16 protein-coding genes are annotated in these 17562 nt (G+C 33.9%); 5 read left to right on the forward strand and 11 right to left on the reverse strand.

The genetic code is table 11. The features are described from left to right. Nucleotides 1–12 precede the first annotated feature (12 nt). The 6 genes from ABW636_RS11025 to tgt form a co-directional block, all read right to left on the reverse strand. Nucleotides 13–1269: an asparagine synthetase B gene (locus tag ABW636_RS11025; RefSeq protein WP_367590046.1), complete on the reverse strand. Its 1257-nt coding sequence runs from the start codon at nt 1267–1269 to the stop codon at nt 13–15. Between the two features lie 96 nt (nt 1270–1365). Then, nucleotides 1366–2916 (reverse strand): replicative DNA helicase, encoded by a 1551-nt coding sequence (dnaB, locus tag ABW636_RS11030; protein ID WP_367590047.1) that lies wholly within the window; start codon nt 2914–2916, stop codon nt 1366–1368. Between the two features lie 168 nt (nt 2917–3084). After that, nucleotides 3085–4038 (reverse strand): acetyl-CoA carboxylase carboxyltransferase subunit alpha, encoded by a 954-nt coding sequence (locus tag ABW636_RS11035; protein ID WP_367590048.1) that lies wholly within the window; start codon nt 4036–4038, stop codon nt 3085–3087. A 77-nt stretch (nt 4039–4115) separates the two neighbouring features. Next, nucleotides 4116–5018 carry a DMT family transporter gene (locus ABW636_RS11040; protein WP_367590049.1) on the reverse strand — a complete coding sequence of 301 codons (903 nt, stop codon included), beginning with the start codon at nt 5016–5018 and terminating at the stop codon, nt 4116–4118. Next, on the reverse strand, nt 5005–6075 hold the full coding sequence (locus ABW636_RS11045; RefSeq protein WP_367590050.1) for an LptF/LptG family permease: 1071 nt from the start codon (nt 6073–6075) through the stop codon (nt 5005–5007). Before ABW636_RS11045 ends, ABW636_RS11040 begins: the two co-directional genes overlap by 14 nt. Nucleotide 6076: 1 nt before the next feature. Next, nucleotides 6077–7207, reverse strand: a complete 1131-nt coding sequence (gene tgt / locus ABW636_RS11050) for a tRNA guanosine(34) transglycosylase Tgt (protein WP_367590051.1) — start codon at nt 7205–7207, stop codon at nt 6077–6079. Nucleotides 7208–7383: 176 nt separating this feature from the next. On the opposite strand from tgt, the gene ABW636_RS11055 reads away from it, so the two are divergent. From ABW636_RS11055 to ABW636_RS11065, 3 genes are all read left to right on the forward strand, one after another. Then, a complete protein-coding gene (locus tag ABW636_RS11055; RefSeq protein WP_367590052.1) occupies nt 7384–8229 on the forward strand; it encodes a transketolase in 846 nt (281 codons plus the stop codon). Nucleotides 8230–8249: 20 nt separating this feature from the next. Next, nucleotides 8250–9203: a transketolase family protein gene (locus tag ABW636_RS11060; protein ID WP_367590053.1), complete on the forward strand. Its 954-nt coding sequence runs from the start codon at nt 8250–8252 to the stop codon at nt 9201–9203. A 501-nt stretch (nt 9204–9704) separates the two neighbouring features. Continuing rightward, a complete protein-coding gene (locus ABW636_RS11065) occupies nt 9705–10289 on the forward strand; it encodes a porin family protein (RefSeq protein WP_367590054.1) in 585 nt (194 codons plus the stop codon). 7 nt (nt 10290–10296) lie between these two features. Here ABW636_RS11065 and ABW636_RS11070 read toward each other — a convergent pair whose 3' ends face one another. Continuing rightward, nucleotides 10297–11370: a DUF3810 domain-containing protein gene (locus ABW636_RS11070; RefSeq protein ID WP_367590055.1), complete on the reverse strand. Its 1074-nt coding sequence runs from the start codon at nt 11368–11370 to the stop codon at nt 10297–10299. 267 nt (nt 11371–11637) lie between these two features. Between ABW636_RS11070 and ABW636_RS11075 the strand changes: the two genes are divergently transcribed. Continuing rightward, nucleotides 11638–13101, forward strand: a complete 1464-nt coding sequence (locus ABW636_RS11075) for an aminoacyl-histidine dipeptidase (RefSeq protein ID WP_367590056.1) — start codon at nt 11638–11640, stop codon at nt 13099–13101. 130 nt (nt 13102–13231) lie between these two features. Here ABW636_RS11075 and ABW636_RS11080 read toward each other — a convergent pair whose 3' ends face one another. The 4 genes from ABW636_RS11080 to ABW636_RS11095 form a co-directional block, all read right to left on the reverse strand. Beyond that, nucleotides 13232–14029, reverse strand: coding sequence for a DUF3050 domain-containing protein (locus ABW636_RS11080; RefSeq protein ID WP_367590057.1), 798 nt, complete (start codon nt 14027–14029; stop codon nt 13232–13234). A 111-nt stretch (nt 14030–14140) separates the two neighbouring features. Beyond that, a complete protein-coding gene (locus tag ABW636_RS11085; protein ID WP_367590058.1) occupies nt 14141–15271 on the reverse strand; it encodes a peptidylprolyl isomerase in 1131 nt (376 codons plus the stop codon). Nucleotides 15272–15283: 12 nt separating this feature from the next. Further along, nucleotides 15284–15835, reverse strand: coding sequence for a gliding motility-associated peptidyl-prolyl isomerase GldI (gene gldI / locus ABW636_RS11090; RefSeq protein WP_367590060.1), 552 nt, complete (start codon nt 15833–15835; stop codon nt 15284–15286). Continuing rightward, nucleotides 15832–16848 (reverse strand): DHH family phosphoesterase, encoded by a 1017-nt coding sequence (locus ABW636_RS11095; protein ID WP_367590061.1) that lies wholly within the window; start codon nt 16846–16848, stop codon nt 15832–15834. The genes gldI and ABW636_RS11095 overlap by 4 nt, the downstream gene beginning before the upstream one ends. A 232-nt stretch (nt 16849–17080) precedes the next feature. Here ABW636_RS11095 and ABW636_RS11100 point away from each other — a divergent pair, with 232 nt between their 5' ends. Next, complete coding sequence (locus ABW636_RS11100) at nt 17081–17500, forward strand: nucleoside-diphosphate kinase (RefSeq protein ID WP_367590062.1); 420 nt, start codon at nt 17081–17083, stop codon at nt 17498–17500. The last annotated feature ends 62 nt before the right edge of the window (nt 17501–17562 follow it).

Raw genomic sequence — 17562 nt, forward strand, 5'->3', positions numbered from 1 at the left:
TCTAAAACTTATTTAAGTTTTTTGCTTTTTCTTTTTTGCAGCAGGAAACAGGACATTGTTTAGTATGAGTCGATATCCCGGTGAGTTGGGGTGTAGCTCTAGTTCGGTCTTAGGGTCGCCTACAAAGTGTTGATAATCTTCGGGATCGTGCCCTCCGTAAAATGTAAAAAAACCTTTTCCTTTGATTCCGTGAATATACCTTGCTTCATTATTAGTTTTGTTTTCTCCAAGTACTAATACGTTAGATTTTATTTCATTTGGGTTGTATGCGGTTGTTTGTCCCATAAATCCTTTTACCAGAGCCGTATGATTTTGGCAGAGCATCGTTGGAATAGGATCCCATTTTGCAGAAAAATCCATTAAGGTAAAATAATCGGTTGTTTTTGGGATACGACGATTTCTGGTCATATCTATAGATGAAAACTCATATATCCTTGGGTTACGTTCTAGTGTAAAGTTCTTAAAAGCAAACGTTTTTGTGTAGTCTATTTTGGATTGGTATCCGGGTTCACTTGGGTCTCCATCAAACATAGGTTCGCATATGTCTATACCTTCTGCAGCCAATGCGATTTCAAAACTATCGGTAGCACTGCACATGGCAAACATAAATCCACCTCCTACAACATAATCTCTAATTTTTAAAACAACTCCAAGTTTTTGTTCAGAAACTTTTTGAAAACCAAGTTCTTTGGCTGACTTTTCTGCCAAGGCTTTTTCTTTTATATACCAGGGGGTCGCTCTATAGCGACCATAGAATTTACCATATTGACCTGTAAAATCTTCATGATGTAAATGCAACCAATCGTACAAAATAAGATTGTCTTCTAAAACTTCTTTGTCGTAGATAGTGGTATAAGGAATTTCTGCAAATGTTAATACCATAGTTACGGCATCATCCCAGGGTTGATTTCCCTTAGGAGAATATACTGCTATTTTGGGCGCCTTTTCTAAAACAACAGCTTCCATGTTTTGAGAAGGGCTTTCGACTTCCTCAAGAATTTCATTTGTTTCGGCATCGCTAATAATTTCATAGGATACCCCTCGAATGGTACATTCTTTTCTGATGGTTTCGGTATCTGGCATGAGAAAAGATCCGCCTCTATAGTTTAAAAGCCATTTTACTTTTAAGTCATTACTTAGCGTCCAATAGGTGATACCATACGCTTTTAAATGGTTTTGTTGACTTTCTGCGTCCATTGGAATTAATATATAAGAAGCATACGACTGTATTGCTAAAAGAAAGCAAACAACAGTCGTAAAAAATCTCATATAATATGATGTTATTGTAAACATAAGTTCTATTTATAGAGAAATGTGAGATTGAGATTGTGTAAAATATCCAAATCTTAATCTTACCGCTCTATATTAGAACGGTACTTCATCCTCATCATTGTTAGAATCATTCAAACTACTTCCAAAAGCTTCATCTGCACTAGGTAGGTGACTTGTATCAAAAGGTTCTTCCTTGTTTTCACCTTCGTTCATTTTAGAATGAAACTCAAACGGAGTACTAAAATCATCTAAGTTATCAAATTTACCTAAATGTCCGATGAATTTTAACCTAATATTCTCTAAACCACCATTACGGTGCTTTGCTACAATAAATTCTCCTTGCCCTTGTGTTGGAGATCTTTCTTCATCATCCCACTCATCAATTTTATAGTATTCGGGACGATAAATAAAGGATACAATATCAGCATCCTGCTCAATTGCTCCAGATTCCCTAAGGTCACTAAGTAAAGGTCTTTTGCTGCCTCCACGTGTCTCCACAGCACGAGATAACTGAGAAAGCGCAATTACTGGTACACTTAGTTCTTTTGCCAATGCTTTTAAGTTACGAGAAATAGTAGAAATTTCCTGTTCACGATTTCCATTTTTACCCGTTCCTCCTGCGGTCATTAACTGTAAATAATCTATAACGATCATTCGAATACCATGTTGTGAGGATAATCGTCTTGCTTTTGCTCTAAGGTCGAAAATTGATAAAGATGGTGTATCATCTATAAACAAAGGCGCTTTTTCTAGATCTTTAACTTTTACATTAAGTTGTTCCCATTCATGTTTTTCGAGTTTACCAGTACGTAGTTTTTCTGAAGACAGTCCTGTTTCAGATGAAATTAAACGTGTAATTAACTGTACAGATGACATCTCTAGAGAGAAGAACGCTACAGGTATATTTTGTCCCACGGCCATGTTTCTTGCCATAGATAGGGTAAGTGCTGTTTTTCCCATACCCGGACGGGCAGCCACGATGATCAAATCACTTGGCTGCCAACCCGAAGTTAACTTATCCAGCCTATCGAAGCCAGATGGAATTCCACTTAATCCTTCTTTGTTTGATATTTCCTGTATCTTCTTTTTTGCTTGTATAACAAGATTTTGAGCACTTTCTGTGGATCTTTTTATATTTCCTTGAGTAACTTCATATAATTTGGATTCTGCCATATCCAGAAGATCAAAAACATCGGTCGTTTCGTCATAAGACTCTTCTATAATTTCGTTCGATATTTTAATTAAACTTCGTTGGATATATTTTTGTAATATAATCCTTGCATGAAACTCTATATGAGCAGATGAAGCTACTTTTTGGGTTAATTGTACCAAATAATAATCTCCGCCTGCTAATTCTAATTTTGCATCTTTTTTTAGCTGAGTTGAAACCGTTAATAAGTCAATTGGCTCAGAGTTTTCAAAGAGTTTAAAGATAGCTTCAAAAATGTATTGATGTGCTTCCCTATAAAAAACATCGGGATTAAGTATGTCAATAATTTCGTCAACGCCCTTTTTGTCAATCATCATTGCTCCAAGCACAACTTCCTCTAAATCAACTGCTTGAGGAGGTATTTTTCCTTTCTCTAGCGAAATTACGTTCCCCCGACCGTAATTAACTTGCTGAGTTTGCTGTACTTTTTCCATGACTACGAATGTAAAAAAATTGTAAAGAGATATACTTACTTGTAAAGATACGAATGTCCACCAGTCTTTAACAAATAAGCTGTTAATAAGTTTATTTTACTGTTAATAAGTATAAAAAAATCTGAAGCTACGAACTTCAGATTTGGTCAGTAAGTGTTTTCTTAGGGGTTACCCTTTAAAGTCTCCCATGTTAGCATATTTTTCCATACGATTTTTGATCAAATCTTCTGGTGATAAGTTTTTTATTTCTTCGTACGAAGCCAAAATTTTATCTCGAACAGTTTTAAAGGTCACTTTTCTATCACTATGAGCACCTCCCAAAGGTTCTTTGATAATTTCATCAACTACCTTTAGTTTAACACTATCCTTGGCCGTAAGTTTCAATGCTTCTGCGGCAAGTTCTTTTTGCTCCCAGCTTCTCCATAAAATTGAAGAACAGTTTTCTGGAGAAATTACAGAATACCATGCGTTTTCTAACATCAATACTTTGTCTCCAACACCGATTCCCAAGGCTCCACCACTGGCACCTTCTCCAATAATGATTACAATTACGGGTACTTTTAATCGGGTCATTTCAAGTATATTGCGAGCAATAGCTTCACCTTGTCCGCGTTCTTCTGCTTCTAATCCTGGGTAAGCTCCTGGAGTATCTATAAAACTCACTACAGGAACTCCAAATTTTTCTGCACTTTTCATTAAGCGCAATGCTTTTCTATATCCTTCAGGATTAGCCATACCAAAATTACGATATTGTCTTGTTTTGGTATTGTATCCTTTTTGTTGACCTATAAACATGAAACTCTGGTCACCGATCTTTCCTAAGCCTCCGATCATTGCCTTGTCATCCTTTACATTACGATCTCCATGTAATTCTAAAAAAGACTCTCCGCAAATAGCGTCTATATAATCTAAGGTATAAGGTCTAGATGGATGCCTGGATAACTGAACGCGTTGCCAGGGAGTAAGGTTTTTGTATATTTCCTTTTTGGTATCCTTTAGTTTTTTTTCAATCTGCTTACAGGTGTCAGTTACATCTACATCACTTTCTTCACCAATAGCACAAGCTTTTTTGAATTGCTCTTCAAGCTCTTTTATGGGGAGTTCAAATTCTAAATATTCCATAATAAGAATATATTTTTTTTACTAGGGTTAGCGGACAAATATAAAAACTTACTCGGTAATGTTACCTATAGTTTTGCCTAATTTTTGCCTTTCCTGTTTTTAAATATGCCATTAAGTAGCACCGTGCCAAGAATAATAAGGGCTCCGTAGTAAAATTGGGGATTCATTTTTTCTGATTCTCCAAAGATAATAAAAGCTAGTAAGATTCCATAAACGGGTTCTAAATTGGTGGTTAACATTACCGTGTAGGGGCTTAAGTATCTCATTACATGTACAGAGCCTATAAAAGCATATGCTGTACAAACCGAAGCTAATAAAAATAGAAATACCCAGTCTGATGTACTCATTTGAAAAAAAGAAACTACAATTTCATTTTTTTCTTGTGTAAATAACATCATTACCAGAATATAAAGACTTAAAGAGATAACACCACTTAAAAGCTCATAAAAAGAAATCATCGATGAATCGTATTGTTGTGCTACCTTTCCGTTGATTAATGAGAATATAGAAGATGTAAAAGCTGCAAATAATGCATATAAAATGCCAAGCGTATAATCTCCTTCAACTTTAAATATAATATAGAGCCCTACAATTACCAAGATACCAAAAACAACTTCGTACCATATTAGTTTTCTTTTATAAAATATAGGTTCTAATATAGATGTAAAAAATGCCCCAGATGATAGTACAGATAATGTGATGGATACATTCGAAACTTTAATTGCTGCAAAAAAAGCAATCCAGTGTAAAGCTATGATGGTTCCTGCAGAAAACAGAATGAAAAACAATTTTCTGGAGACTTTTAATGAAATTTTTTTCGCAAAAATAAATAAGTAAATAAAACCAGATGCCAAAAGCATTCTATACCAAACGAGTGGTAATGCTTCTATGGTTATTAATTCTCCCAGAATTGCTGTAAATCCCCATATAAATATGATAAAATGAAGATGTAAATAATTCTGAAGCTTAACGTTTGGCATTGTACAAAAGGTATATCGCTAAAATTCCAAAAGAGAAATTAGGAAACCATACCGCAACTATAGGAGGGAAATCTGATTGATTTGCCATGGTCCCTAATACTTTATCGAAAAAAATAAAAATAAATGCTAATGAAATACCAACGGCAAGATTAATCCCCATTCCTCCTCGTCTTTTCATTGAAGAGACAGCTACTCCGATTATGGTTAGAATAAATGCTGATACAGGTATACTCCAACGTTTATATGCAACCACTTTATATCGATTAATATCAGAGGAGCCTCTTTTGCTTTCCTTTTCGATAAATTTACTTAACTCTGTATAAGTAAGTGTTTCTGCTACATAGGTAACAGGTGTGAATTCATCTATATTAAAGGGTAATACGGTATCTTTTGATTTAACTCTTTCTATGATGTCTTTATTTCCTAATACTTTACGTTTAACAAAATCTGTTAATTCATAAATACTATCCTTAAAAACAATTTTTCTGGCAGATATTTTGGTATCAAGTGTATTCCCTTTAAAATACTCTAAAGTAAAATTGGTAGCTGTTTTTTCTAAAGGCTTAAAATGGTTAACATACAGGAATGTACTATCATTAATCTGGCGATAAATATTTCTGGTCTCCTGTACTTTTCTACCTTTATTAAGGTAGGTGTATTTAAATTCGTTAAAACCCTGACTAGCTCTGGGAGCTAAGAATAATCCCATCGCTAATGCTCCAAGACAAATAATAATTGCACCTACCATATAGGGCCTTAGGAACCTCCAAAATGAGACACCAGAACTTAAAAAAGCAATTATTTCGGTTTTATTGGCAAGCTTAGAAGTAAACCAAATAACCGATAAGAATACGAAAAGCGGGAATAATAAATTGGCAAAATAGACTGTAAAATCCAGATAGTAGCCTATAACAATATCAACAGGCACATTATGCTCTATCATATTGTCTATTTTTTCAGAAAGATCGACTATAATTCCTATGGGAATAAAAAGAAGAATCATTGCGAAAAATGTTCCCAAATATCTTTTAAGTATGTACCAATCTAATATTTTCACATTACAATCTTTTGTCCATTTGTTTAACCATTATGTTTTTCCAGGAATTGAAATCACCGGCTAAGATATGTTTTCTAGCTTCTCGAACCAACCATAGATAAAAACCTAGGTTGTGAATGGTTGCAATTTGTTTTCCCAAAAGCTCATTTACAGAGAATAAATGTTTTAAATATGCTTTAGAGTATTCTGTGTCTACAAATGTAATTCCCATTTCATCAATAGGTGAGAAGTCGTCTTCCCATTTTTTATTTTTAATATTAATGGTTCCATGTGCAGTAAACAGCATGCCATTACGGGCATTTCTGGTTGGCATTACACAATCAAACATATCAATACCAAGTGCTATATTTTCTAAAATGTTAATAGGAGTTCCTACTCCCATTAAATAACGGGGTTTGTCTTCTGGTAAAATAGCAGTTACCACTTCTGTCATAGCATACATTTCTTCTGCAGGTTCTCCAACAGATAATCCGCCAATGGCATTACCAACAGCTCCCGCGTTTGCAATATACTCTGCAGATTGTTTTCTAAGGTCTTTATATGTACTACCTTGAACAATTGGAAAAAAAGCCTGATCATATCCATATTTAACCGGTATTTTTTCTAAATGTTGCATACAACGATCTAACCACCTATGGGTCATGTGCATACTTCTTTTGGCATATTGATAATCACAAGGGTACGGAGTACATTCATCAAATGCCATAATGATATCTGCTCCAATGGTACGTTGTATCTCCATTACATTTTCGGGAGTAAATACATGGTAAGACCCATCAATGTGGGATTTAAATTTCACCCCTTCTTCTTTGATTTTTCGATTGGCTGATAAAGAATATACCTGGTAACCTCCACTATCTGTAAGGATATTTCTATCCCAATTCATGAATTTATGTAATCCTCCCGCTTTTTCCAGAATATGAGTTTGCGGCCTTAGATAAAGATGATAGGTATTTCCTAAAATGATATCTGGATTAATATCATTTTTTAATTCTCTTTGGTGAACTCCTTTTACGGTTGCTACAGTACCAACAGGCATAAAAATAGGAGTTTCAATCACTCCATGATCTGTTTTTATTTTACCTGCTCTGGCTTTACTTAAAGGATCTTTGGATAAAAGGTCAAATTGCATATTTTCTGTTTGGTAGAGCGCAAATATAACTAACTAATACCAATTAAGTATGCATGGGTTTTCTAAAACTTTATGTTATTAATAATAGTTTCTTGATTAAAAGAAAGCAATACATTTTGCCACTGTATTCAAAACCTGTATTTTTGGGCTTTTATTATCAAGAAACTAGCATCACAATGCCAAAAACAAAACAATTAGAAGATTTTGCAACGCAAGTTCGTAGAGATATTTTACGACAAGTTCATAAAGTTAATTCTGGTCACCCTGGAGGTTCATTGGGTTGTACAGAGTTTTTTGTTGCCCTTTTTCAAGAAGTCTTAGATCGTAAAGATGATTTTGACATGAATGGTATCAATGAAGATATCTTTTTCTTGTCTAATGGTCATATATCACCGGTTTATTATAGTGTATTAGCTCGAAGTGGATATTTTCCAGTAGAAGAACTAAACACGTTTAGACTTATTAATAGTAGACTACAAGGACACCCGACAACGCATGAAGGACTGCCTGGTATACGAATAGCCTCTGGATCATTAGGTCAAGGTATGTCTGTGGCATTAGGAGCTGCACAAGCAAAGAAACTTAACAACGATACTCATCTTGTGTATAGTTTACATGGTGATGGTGAGTTGCAAGAAGGTCAGATTTGGGAAGCAGCTATGTACGCCGCGGGAAAAAAAGTAGACAACCTTATTGCTACAATTGATTATAACAAGCAACAAATCGATGGTTCGACTGATGATGTACTTCCGTTAGGAGATTTAAGAGCTAAATTTGAATCTTTTGGTTGGGATGTTATGGAGATTAAAGAAGGTAACTCTTTGCCTGCTGTTATAGATGGGCTTAAGGAAGCTAAAAGTAGAACAGGTAAAGGAAAACCTGTTTGTATATTAATGCATACAGTAATGGGACACGGTGTAGATTTTATGATGCATACACATGCATGGCACGGTAAAGCCCCTAACGATGAGCAATTAGAAATTGGATTAACACAAAACCCTGAAACTTTAGGGGATTATTAATTCACCAAATTAAAAAGAAAATGACAAAATATATAGACTCAGGAAAAAAAGATACTCGTTCTGGTTTTGGAGCTGGCTTAGAAGAATTGGGTAAAACCAATGAAAATGTAGTGGCTTTATGTGCAGATTTGATAGGTTCTTTAAAAATGGATGCTTTTATTGCTAATAACCCTGAACGTTTTTTTCAGATTGGTATAGCAGAGGCTAATATGATGGGGATAGCTGCAGGTTTAACTATAGGAGGTAAAATACCGTTTACAGGTACTTTTGCTAATTTTTCTACGGGTAGGGTTTATGATCAAATTCGTCAATCTATTGCGTATAGTGGTAAAAATGTTAAAATCTGTGCATCTCATGCAGGATTAACTTTGGGAGAAGACGGAGCTACACACCAAATATTAGAAGATATTGGTTTGATGAAGATGTTACCAGGTATGACAGTTATTAATACTTGTGATTATAATCAGACCAAAGCGGCAACCATTGCAATTGCAGAACATCAAGGGCCTGTTTATTTGAGATTTGGAAGACCTAAGGTTGCAAACTTTACACCAGAAAACCAAAAATTTGAAATAGGAAAAGCTATTTTGTTGCAAGAAGGAAGTGATGTAACTATCGTTGCTACTGGACATTTGGTTTGGGAGGCGTTACTTGCAGCAGAGTCTTTAGAAAAAGAAGGAATAAGTGCTGAGGTAATCAATATTCATACAATAAAACCATTGGATGATGAAGCAATTGTAAATTCTGTAAAGAAGACAGGTTGTGTTGTAACAGCAGAAGAGCATAACCATTTAGGAGGGTTAGGAGAGAGTGTGGCAAGAGTATTGGCACAGCATCAACCAGCGCCACAAGAATTTATTGCCACAAATGATACCTTTGGAGAAAGTGGTACACCAGATCAACTGATGGAAAAATACGGCCTTAATGCAGCAGCTATTAGCAAAGCAGTAGAGCGTGTTGTAAAAAGAAAATAAATACATTTTTATAAAGTTTAGAAAAACCTTCTGATATCGATCAGAAGGTTTTTTTGTGTTTAAACCCGAATTATGCATTAGAAAATCTATTACAGTTTCCAATTGCTTCAAAAACTGACGCTTTGCTATATTTTTTAATATAACCATAGCGATGCTATGCTGAAATTAAGAAAACACCAGTTTTTATAGCACTTGAAACCTTCATAACGAAGTTCTAATGCATAATCCGGGTTGAAAAATAAAATAACATCTACAACGTTTTATTAAGTACTAGCTATTATGACGTCTTAATTGGTGTTCGATTTTTCGAATACCTCAAGTAAATGATGTCGCACCAAAAACCACCCAAATACTTATTTAATATTAATTTTTAATTCTTGTTACACGAACTATTGTGTGTCTTTTTTTAATTATTGGTGTAAACAAAACCTGTATTTTTAAAATAGTTATAGATGCTAGATGTATCGTGTAGTAGAAATTAATCTAAAACATTATTTAAAAATGAAAAGATTATTTTTTGGAGGTATGTTACTAGTTTTTTGTGCTGCAACAGGACAAGATAAGAAACCGGCTTTTGGAGTAAGAGCGGGGTTAAATTATGGTGATAATGGAAAAATAGAGCTAAACGATGTTACCAGCACCAGCGCAGAAGATAGGATAGGATATCATATAGGTGTTTTTTACAGAGGAAACCTTACAGATAATCTATATCTGAAACCAGAATTATTGTATACAGTGAATAATAGTGAACACGATCTTAGAGGTGAGAAAAAAGAGTATACCATAAAAAAGATCGATATGCCTATTCTTCTAGGGGTTTCTGTTTTAGGGCCTATTCATTTTTTTGGAGGCCCGGCATTACAGTATATGATTAAGAATGACTTGGAAGGGATAGAGCTAAATGATGTAAAGAATGAGTTTACTGTTGGTGTGCATTTTGGAGCAGGACTACAATTTAATCGCATTAATTTTGATGTGCGATATGAGCGAGGTTTAAGCAAAAATAAAGCTGCATCCATAGATGAAGATATAAGAGTAGATTCTAGACCAGATCAATTTATAATTGGAGTTGCAATAGATTTATAAATTTGATTTAATGCATAATGGGTCTGGTTTTGTAGTAATTAACTAATAAGGCAACAACATAACTATAAGTTTCAAGGCCTTCGGGTTGATTATTAGCTTTTAGATACGAATCGTAGGTGCTTTTAAAGAGTGGTTCTAGAGGGTTTTCATAAGACTCCCAAAATTCACTTACTAATTGGTAGTTTTTTCTAATTCCAGGCCTTAGTTTTTCAATAAGACAGATGGCTTTTTCTTCATTACGAAGATAAAGGTCGTTAAGACAAAATCGTAACGAGAAGGTAACACCACTATATTTAAAATAAAGATCGTCATATCCCATGGTGGTCAAAGCAGCAATAAAATTAGCTTCATTCTCTTTGGCAAACCCTAGTTGGTGCGCTTCTTCGTGACAACTGGTGGTCGGGGTTTTGTAGTTAAGTATTAAACTATTTACTTGCGCCTCGTTTGTTATTGGATTAAGATAACCGCTAAACCCCATATAAGTAAGAGGGACACTTAGTATTGATTTTTTTAAGCTTTTTGGGTGATATTTTAAAGAAGGAAATGTCTTTTGTAATTGATGGTAGGCAGGTACTGTTTTCTGAAATATTTCTTCTTTTGTATATGGTATTTGTATAGGTAAAGAGTCATTAGGCTCTAATGCCAGGTGCAAGGCATTGGCTTTGGTTATTAATTTTTCAGAAACAGCTATCAATTCTTCTTGAGTATAGGTGTCTTCAATATGTAAAATTTCATGTAGAGGTAATCGATAATAATTCATTCCCCAAAGTATGTGAAAACAAAAGTATACGACCGATAACGTAGCGCCTATGTCCAACAAAAAATCTTTCCATATAATTCTTTTTTTTAATACTTTTTTGAATAAAAAACGCACTAATAAAATGATTAATATGGCATAGGCAATATCTCCAAAAGAAAAAGGAATCCATCCAAATGCATATCGCAGCATCTTAGATATATATATAAATATCCCATTACTATAAAAACGCTCTACAAAACTTGGAAAAAAAGAAATGATTTTGACAAGTATGAATTGAACAGGTAGTAGTAGGGTTAGATATAACTTTGTTTTGGATTGCATAGGGTAAATATATTTACAATTCTTAAGTAATGGTTATGAATTAAGATTTTTTTGACTCATTAATTTTTCTATGTATAATTTAATTTTTTTTGATCGAAGGTGTTTTCAAAAATTTTCTGATATCGTATGATAGTTTTAATGTTTTTTATATAGATTTTCCTTTTTATATTGGGATATGGTGTTTAAAATTTAGAGTTTTGCAAATAGGGCCATATTATAAGTACATGGCTTACAATTGTTAAATTACTCATTATTTATATATTGATTATGAATGCAGAAATAAGAGCTTTAGAACCTAATACACTTTGGAATAAATTTGCGGACCTTAATGCGGTACCAAGGCCGTCAAAAAAAGAGGAACGCGTTATAGCCTTTATGAAGGATTTTGGAGAATCATTAGGACTGGTAACCGAAATTGATAAAGTTGGTAATGTATTGATAAAAAAACCGGCAACACCAGGTATGGAAGATCGTAAAACTGTAGTGATGCAATCTCATCTGGATATGGTACATCAAAAAAATGCAGATACCGATTTTAATTTTGATACACAAGGAATCGAAATGTATGTAGATGGTGACTGGGTTAGAGCAAGAGGAACCACCTTGGGAGCTGATAATGGATTGGGAGTTGCTACAATTATGACCATTTTAGAATCAAAAGATATTGTACATCCTGCAATAGAAGCTTTATTTACAATAGACGAAGAAACGGGAATGACCGGAGCAAAAGGATTAGAAGGAGGTTGGTTGCAAGGAGATATTTTGCTAAACCTGGATACAGAAGAAGATGACGAGATAGGAGTAGGTTGTGCAGGAGGTATCGATGTAACAGCAAGAAGAGCGTATGAAGAAGAGACTGTGCCAACTACCGGGAAATCTGCATATAATATTGCCATTACTGGCCTTAATGGGGGACATTCTGGAATGGATATCGATAAAGGTTTAGGAAATGCAAACAAGATCATGAATAGGTTATTGTTTGATGGTTTCGAAAATTTTGGGTTACAGATTAGCCAAATTAAAGGAGGTAGCTTGCGTAATGCGATTCCCAGAGAAAGTTTTGCAACTATCATTGTAGATACAGTGCATAAAGAGGCTTTTGAGTTAGATATAAGAGAATCTTTAAATTCAATTAAAACAGAATTGGCTATTGTAGATCCAAATCTAGCCATAGAAGTAAGTGCTATAGATTTACCAGAAAAAGTTATGGAGTTAGGAGTGCAAGAAGGTATTCTTAAAGCATTGTACGCTGCTCATAATGGTGTGTATAGAATGAGTGTGGCTTTTCCTGGTCTTGTAGAAGCTTCTAATAATATAGCTAAGGTTACAATTGAAGGCGGAGAAGTTATTATCGAATGCTTAACACGTAGTAGTGTAGAGTCATCAAAACATGATCTTGCCAATAAGCTAAGAGCCACTTTTGAATTAACAGGTTGCGAAGTAACCACCAGTGGTGATTATCCGGGGTGGGCTCCCAATATGAGTTCACAAATCTTAGAGGTGTTAGATGGGTTGTACAAAAATTTGAATGGGGAAAAGGCACATGTTGCAGCTTGTCATGCAGGATTAGAATGCGGTATATTAGGGCAGAATTATCCTGATATGGATATGATTTCTTTTGGGCCTACTATATTAGGAGCGCATTCACCAGATGAAAGAGCAAGTATTTCTTCGACACAGAAATATTGGAAATTTGTAAAAGAGATCTTAGAGCATATACCAAAGAAATAATTGATTGTCATAAAAAAAGTAAAAAAAAGCTCTAAATTCTTTTAGAGCTTTTTTTATAACCTTATCACAAGTGTATAAGAAGACCGATTAATACCATAAGAAAAGATTCTTATTATAGGTTTTTGGATAGTTATATGATAGTAGCTGTACGGTATGTATTTTTTTCTTTTTTTATAGCATCGTAAATAGCATCCCAAAGCATAACTCTTTTTTCTAAAGACTGTAATGCCACGGTAAGGACTTCTTGCCATTTGGAATTATCATTTTCACATAATTCTGAAATCATCTCAAGTGAAAGAGGACCATGTTCATCTCCATCTAGTTCTATATGCCTCTGAAGATAATAGGTGAGTTTATTGTATAATTGGTTTTCAGCATCTGCATTTTTTAGAATTTCAATAAACATGTCAGGAATAATATCTTCTCTTCCGAATGTAAAAGAAGAAGCAATTTGGTGAGGTTTATTGGTTTCAATAATAGAAAAAGAAAACCTAACAAAATCAGAAACCCTTTGATCAATATTTAACTTGTTTAAGGCATTATTAACAGATTGTCCATTTTGTAGTAATGTAATTAGGTGATTAATCTCATGGGTATTTGCTCCAATTTGTGCCATTGCATCCAGGTACATTTCAAAATGGCTTTTGTGCTCACCTAATTCATTAACGTCGCTTTCTTCACCGTGAACAATTTCATTAATAAACCGAGCTAGTGTACCATTTTTTTGCGGTACCCAGGGTGTTTTTACACACGTTAGCCTTGATTGTAGTGCTTTTAAAAGCGACATAAAATCCCATACGGCAAATATATGACTCTCCATGAAGATTTTTACATCTGCTACGTTTTGGAGGGACCCATAAACTTTATGATTTTTTAGCTGATTCCTTAAATCTGAAATTTCATTTTCTATATGTAATAGTTGACTCATATTATTTCTTACTTATTAAATGTGCTAATTCTTTGAGATTAAATATAAAAATTGATTACAAAAAAAACATCCCGAAGCTATCGGGATGTTTTTTTATGATGTAAAAAATGATTATTTGTCTGCTTTTTGTATACCTACAAGTTCTACTTCGAATACAATGTCGGTATTAGGAGGGATTGGACCTGCTCCTCTTTCACCATACGCTAGGTGAGCCGGGATAAATAAAGTTGCTTTATCACCTACTTTTAACTGTTGCACACCTTCTTTAAAACCTGCAATCATTTTTGCATCAGGAGAGTAAGGCATTGGAATAGGAGCATACCCTCTTGGATCTGCAGCTCTACGTTCATCATATACACCTAGTTCTTTAGCTTTTTCGGCGATATTGGTATCAAATACTTTTCCGTCTGCAAAAAAACCGGCATAATATACATCGACGATATCACTTGCTTTAGGTTGTTCTCCATCACCCTTTTGAGTAACTACGATTTCTAAACCGCTTTCTAATTTTGTTGCAGTAGTTTTTAATTCATTAAATGCTGCAGCAATTTTTTCTCTTTTTTCTTCTGCTAATCGTTCTTTTTCTGCTTTCTCTTCTTCTAATGCTTTTAACTTATCTGTAAATGCAGTTTCTGTGTCGAATGCTTTTGCCGAGCTACCTTTACGAATGATATTTACTTCTAGCATTTTTATTTCACCTTCAGGCTTATCTCCAGGTCCTGTTTTGGTCGTACCAATACTATCTACGACATCTTGACCTATGACAATTTCTCCAAAAACAGTATGCTTTCCATTTAACCATGGTGTTTCTTTTAGCGTGATGAAAAATTGACTGCCGTTCGTTCCTGGCCCAGAATTGGCCATTGATAATATTCCTTTTGATTTGTGTGTAAGCGAATCTACAATTTCATCTGGAAACTTATAACCCGGGTCTCCTGTCCCTGTACCAAGAGGATCTCCTGTTTGTATCATGAAATCTTTAATAACTCTATGAAAAATGATTCCGTTATAATATTTTTTTCCTTTATAAGTACTATCTACCATAGTATTAGTTCCTTCAGCCAAGGAAACAAAATTAGCAACAGTCATAGGAGTTAGATCATGGTGTAATTTTGCAACAGCAACCCCTTTGTTAGTTACAATTTCTGCGTAAATACCATCTTGTAAATCAGGGTATTTTTCGTTACAACTGTTAAATGCAAGCCCAATAATGGCTAAAAAGAATAGATTTAATTTTTTCATTTTTGTTGATAATTAATTTTCTGTTGTTGATTCTTTTGTAATCGTATTAAGTTTTACTTCTGTTATTAACGGAATATTTGTTCCAATCTTATAATCATCTCCATAATACCCATAGGCTTGGTATGAAGGAAAAAGAAAAGTTACCATTTCTCCTTGCTTCATTAGTTTTAAACCTTCTCTTAGCCCTAAAAAAAGCTCTTGTTTATCTATTCTATAAGATATAGTGTCTAATTCTTGTTTTGTATAAATGATATTGCCGTTTAGGTCTTTTACATTATAATTAAAAGTAACAATGTCACCAAACTTTGGGGTAGTACCTGGCAGGCTATCTTTTTTATTGTAATAATACCAAAACCCTGTCTCTGAAGCTATGTAATCGTTAACAGTATCATTGGTAATAATTTTTTGAATTCTGGCTTCTTCTCTGGCAGCTAATTCTTTGTTTCTGTGTATAGATTCTGAAATAAAAGAACCAGACTTAATGCTTGCCGGTTTACGTGCCTCGGGTGTTTTACATGAATAGAGTAAGACGGTGAGACAAAATATGTGAAATACTAATTTCATTGATTTAGGACATTTTTATAAGAGGGTAAGATACTAATAAATTTTTCAACCGTCTTAGATAAGGATAGATTACTTCTGCCACCTGATGCGTTATGATGTCCTCCTCCTTCAAAATGATTTCTTGAAAATTCATTTACAGAAAAATCACCTTTAGATCTAAAAGAAATCTTGATAATTCCTTCACCTTTATTTTCTATAAAAATAACTGCAAATTTTATCCCTTTTATTGATAAGCCTATATTAACAAAACCTTCTGTGTCTCCTTTTTTAAAGTGATTTTGATCTAATTCTTTTTGAGAAATTGTAATATAAGCAGTATTGTATTCTGATACTATTTTTAAGTTGTTGATAGCAATACCTTTTAGTCGAATCCTAGATCGAGTATTGGTGTCATATATTTGCTCATGTATACGAGTGTTATCTGCTCCCCAATCAATTAAATTAGCTATAACTCTGTGAGTAGTACTTGTGGTAGATCTAAATCTAAAAGAACCAGTATCTGTCATAATACCAACATATATATTGGTAGCAATTTCTGGGGTAATTTTATCCAAATCACCAAGCTTCTCGATAAAATGATAGACCATTTGACAAGTAGAACACATAGAAGTATCACTATAGGTTATTAGGGCATAGTCATCTGGTTCCTGATGGTGATCTATCATGATAAAACTAGCATTAGTATTTTTTAAAATACTTTCCATATTTCCACTTCTCGAAAAATGATTGAAATCTAATGTAAAAATAAGATTAGCTTCTTTGATAATAGTATTAGCTGCTTCTGTGTTATTATCATATTTTAAAACCAAATTTTCACCAGGTACCCATTTTAGAAAATCAGGATAATCATTAGGTGTTATAACAGTAACTTTATGTTTTAAGGAAATTAGATAATGATAGAGCCCTAAACTAGAACCTATTGCATCGCCATCAGGATTTTTATGTGTTACAATGACAATTTTTTTTGGTGAAGACAGGACTTCTTTTACCTTGTTTATTTCAGTAGTATTCATAGGTGAGCGAAGATACGATAAATAATATTTTGGGTGTTATCTGAAGATTTGTTTTTATAAATTGATTTTTTTTTGATTGAAGCTAAAGTAGATAAAGCTAGGATTTCAACTAATAATTCTTGTTTTTGATGCTTTTATATATACTTTTGCACAAAAAATAAAAACAGAGTTGTTTAAACTCAAAAATTAACTAATATATACTTCGATACCAGGAGTAGCTAATAATAATACTATGGCAACGAACAGAACTTTTACAATGCTTAAACCGGATGCGGTAAGAAAAGGATATATAGGAGCAATCCTAGAGCAAATCACAGCTTCAGGTTTTAGAATTGTAGCAATGAAGTTAACACAACTTACTACAGACGATGCTAAAGCTTTTTATGAAGTGCACAGTGAGCGTCCTTTTTATGGAGAATTGGTTGAATATATGACTAGTGGTCCTATTGTAGCTGCAATTCTTGAAAAAGAAAATGCAGTAGAAGATTTTAGAACTTTAATAGGAGCAACGAACCCTGAGGAAGCAGCAGAGGGTACTATTCGTAAAAAATATGCTACCTCAATTAGTGAAAATGCGGTTCATGGTAGTGATAGTGATGATAATGCAGCTATAGAGGGTGCTTTTCATTTTTCTGGAAGAGAGCAGTTTTAGTATTCTAAAACAACATATACAAACAAAAAACCATCTCGTACGAGATGGTTTTTTGTTTTTTA

This window comes from Aquimarina discodermiae, from assembly GCF_040786235.1.
Classification (GTDB): Bacteria; Bacteroidota; Bacteroidia; order Flavobacteriales; family Flavobacteriaceae; genus Aquimarina.

What these genes read in the sequence shown, in the direction of transcription:
- ABW636_RS11065 (WP_367590054.1), top strand. Translation starts at nt 9,705, where the DNA reads ATGAAAAGATTATTTTTTGGAGGTATGTTACTAGTTTTTTGTGCTGCA.
- ABW636_RS11085 (WP_367590058.1), bottom strand. Translation starts at nt 15,271, where the DNA reads ATGAAAAAATTAAATCTATTCTTTTTAGCCATTATTGGGCTTGCATTT.
- ABW636_RS11035 (WP_367590048.1), bottom strand. Translation starts at nt 4,038, where the DNA reads ATGGAATATTTAGAATTTGAACTCCCCATAAAAGAGCTTGAAGAGCAA.
- dnaB (WP_367590047.1), bottom strand. Translation starts at nt 2,916, where the DNA reads ATGGAAAAAGTACAGCAAACTCAGCAAGTTAATTACGGTCGGGGGAAC.
- gldI (WP_367590060.1), bottom strand. Translation starts at nt 15,835, where the DNA reads ATGAAATTAGTATTTCACATATTTTGTCTCACCGTCTTACTCTATTCA.
- ABW636_RS11070 (WP_367590055.1), bottom strand. Translation starts at nt 11,370, where the DNA reads ATGCAATCCAAAACAAAGTTATATCTAACCCTACTACTACCTGTTCAA.
- ABW636_RS11060 (WP_367590053.1), top strand. Translation starts at nt 8,250, where the DNA reads ATGACAAAATATATAGACTCAGGAAAAAAAGATACTCGTTCTGGTTTT.
- ABW636_RS11095 (WP_367590061.1), bottom strand. Translation starts at nt 16,848, where the DNA reads ATGAATACTACTGAAATAAACAAGGTAAAAGAAGTCCTGTCTTCACCA.
- ABW636_RS11040 (WP_367590049.1), bottom strand. Translation starts at nt 5,018, where the DNA reads ATGCCAAACGTTAAGCTTCAGAATTATTTACATCTTCATTTTATCATA.
- ABW636_RS11075 (WP_367590056.1), top strand. Translation starts at nt 11,638, where the DNA reads ATGAATGCAGAAATAAGAGCTTTAGAACCTAATACACTTTGGAATAAA.
- ABW636_RS11055 (WP_367590052.1), top strand. Translation starts at nt 7,384, where the DNA reads ATGCCAAAAACAAAACAATTAGAAGATTTTGCAACGCAAGTTCGTAGA.
- ABW636_RS11080 (WP_367590057.1), bottom strand. Translation starts at nt 14,029, where the DNA reads ATGAGTCAACTATTACATATAGAAAATGAAATTTCAGATTTAAGGAAT.
- tgt (WP_367590051.1), bottom strand. Translation starts at nt 7,207, where the DNA reads ATGCAATTTGACCTTTTATCCAAAGATCCTTTAAGTAAAGCCAGAGCA.
- ABW636_RS11100 (WP_367590062.1), top strand. Translation starts at nt 17,081, where the DNA reads ATGGCAACGAACAGAACTTTTACAATGCTTAAACCGGATGCGGTAAGA.
- ABW636_RS11025 (WP_367590046.1), bottom strand. Translation starts at nt 1,269, where the DNA reads ATGAGATTTTTTACGACTGTTGTTTGCTTTCTTTTAGCAATACAGTCG.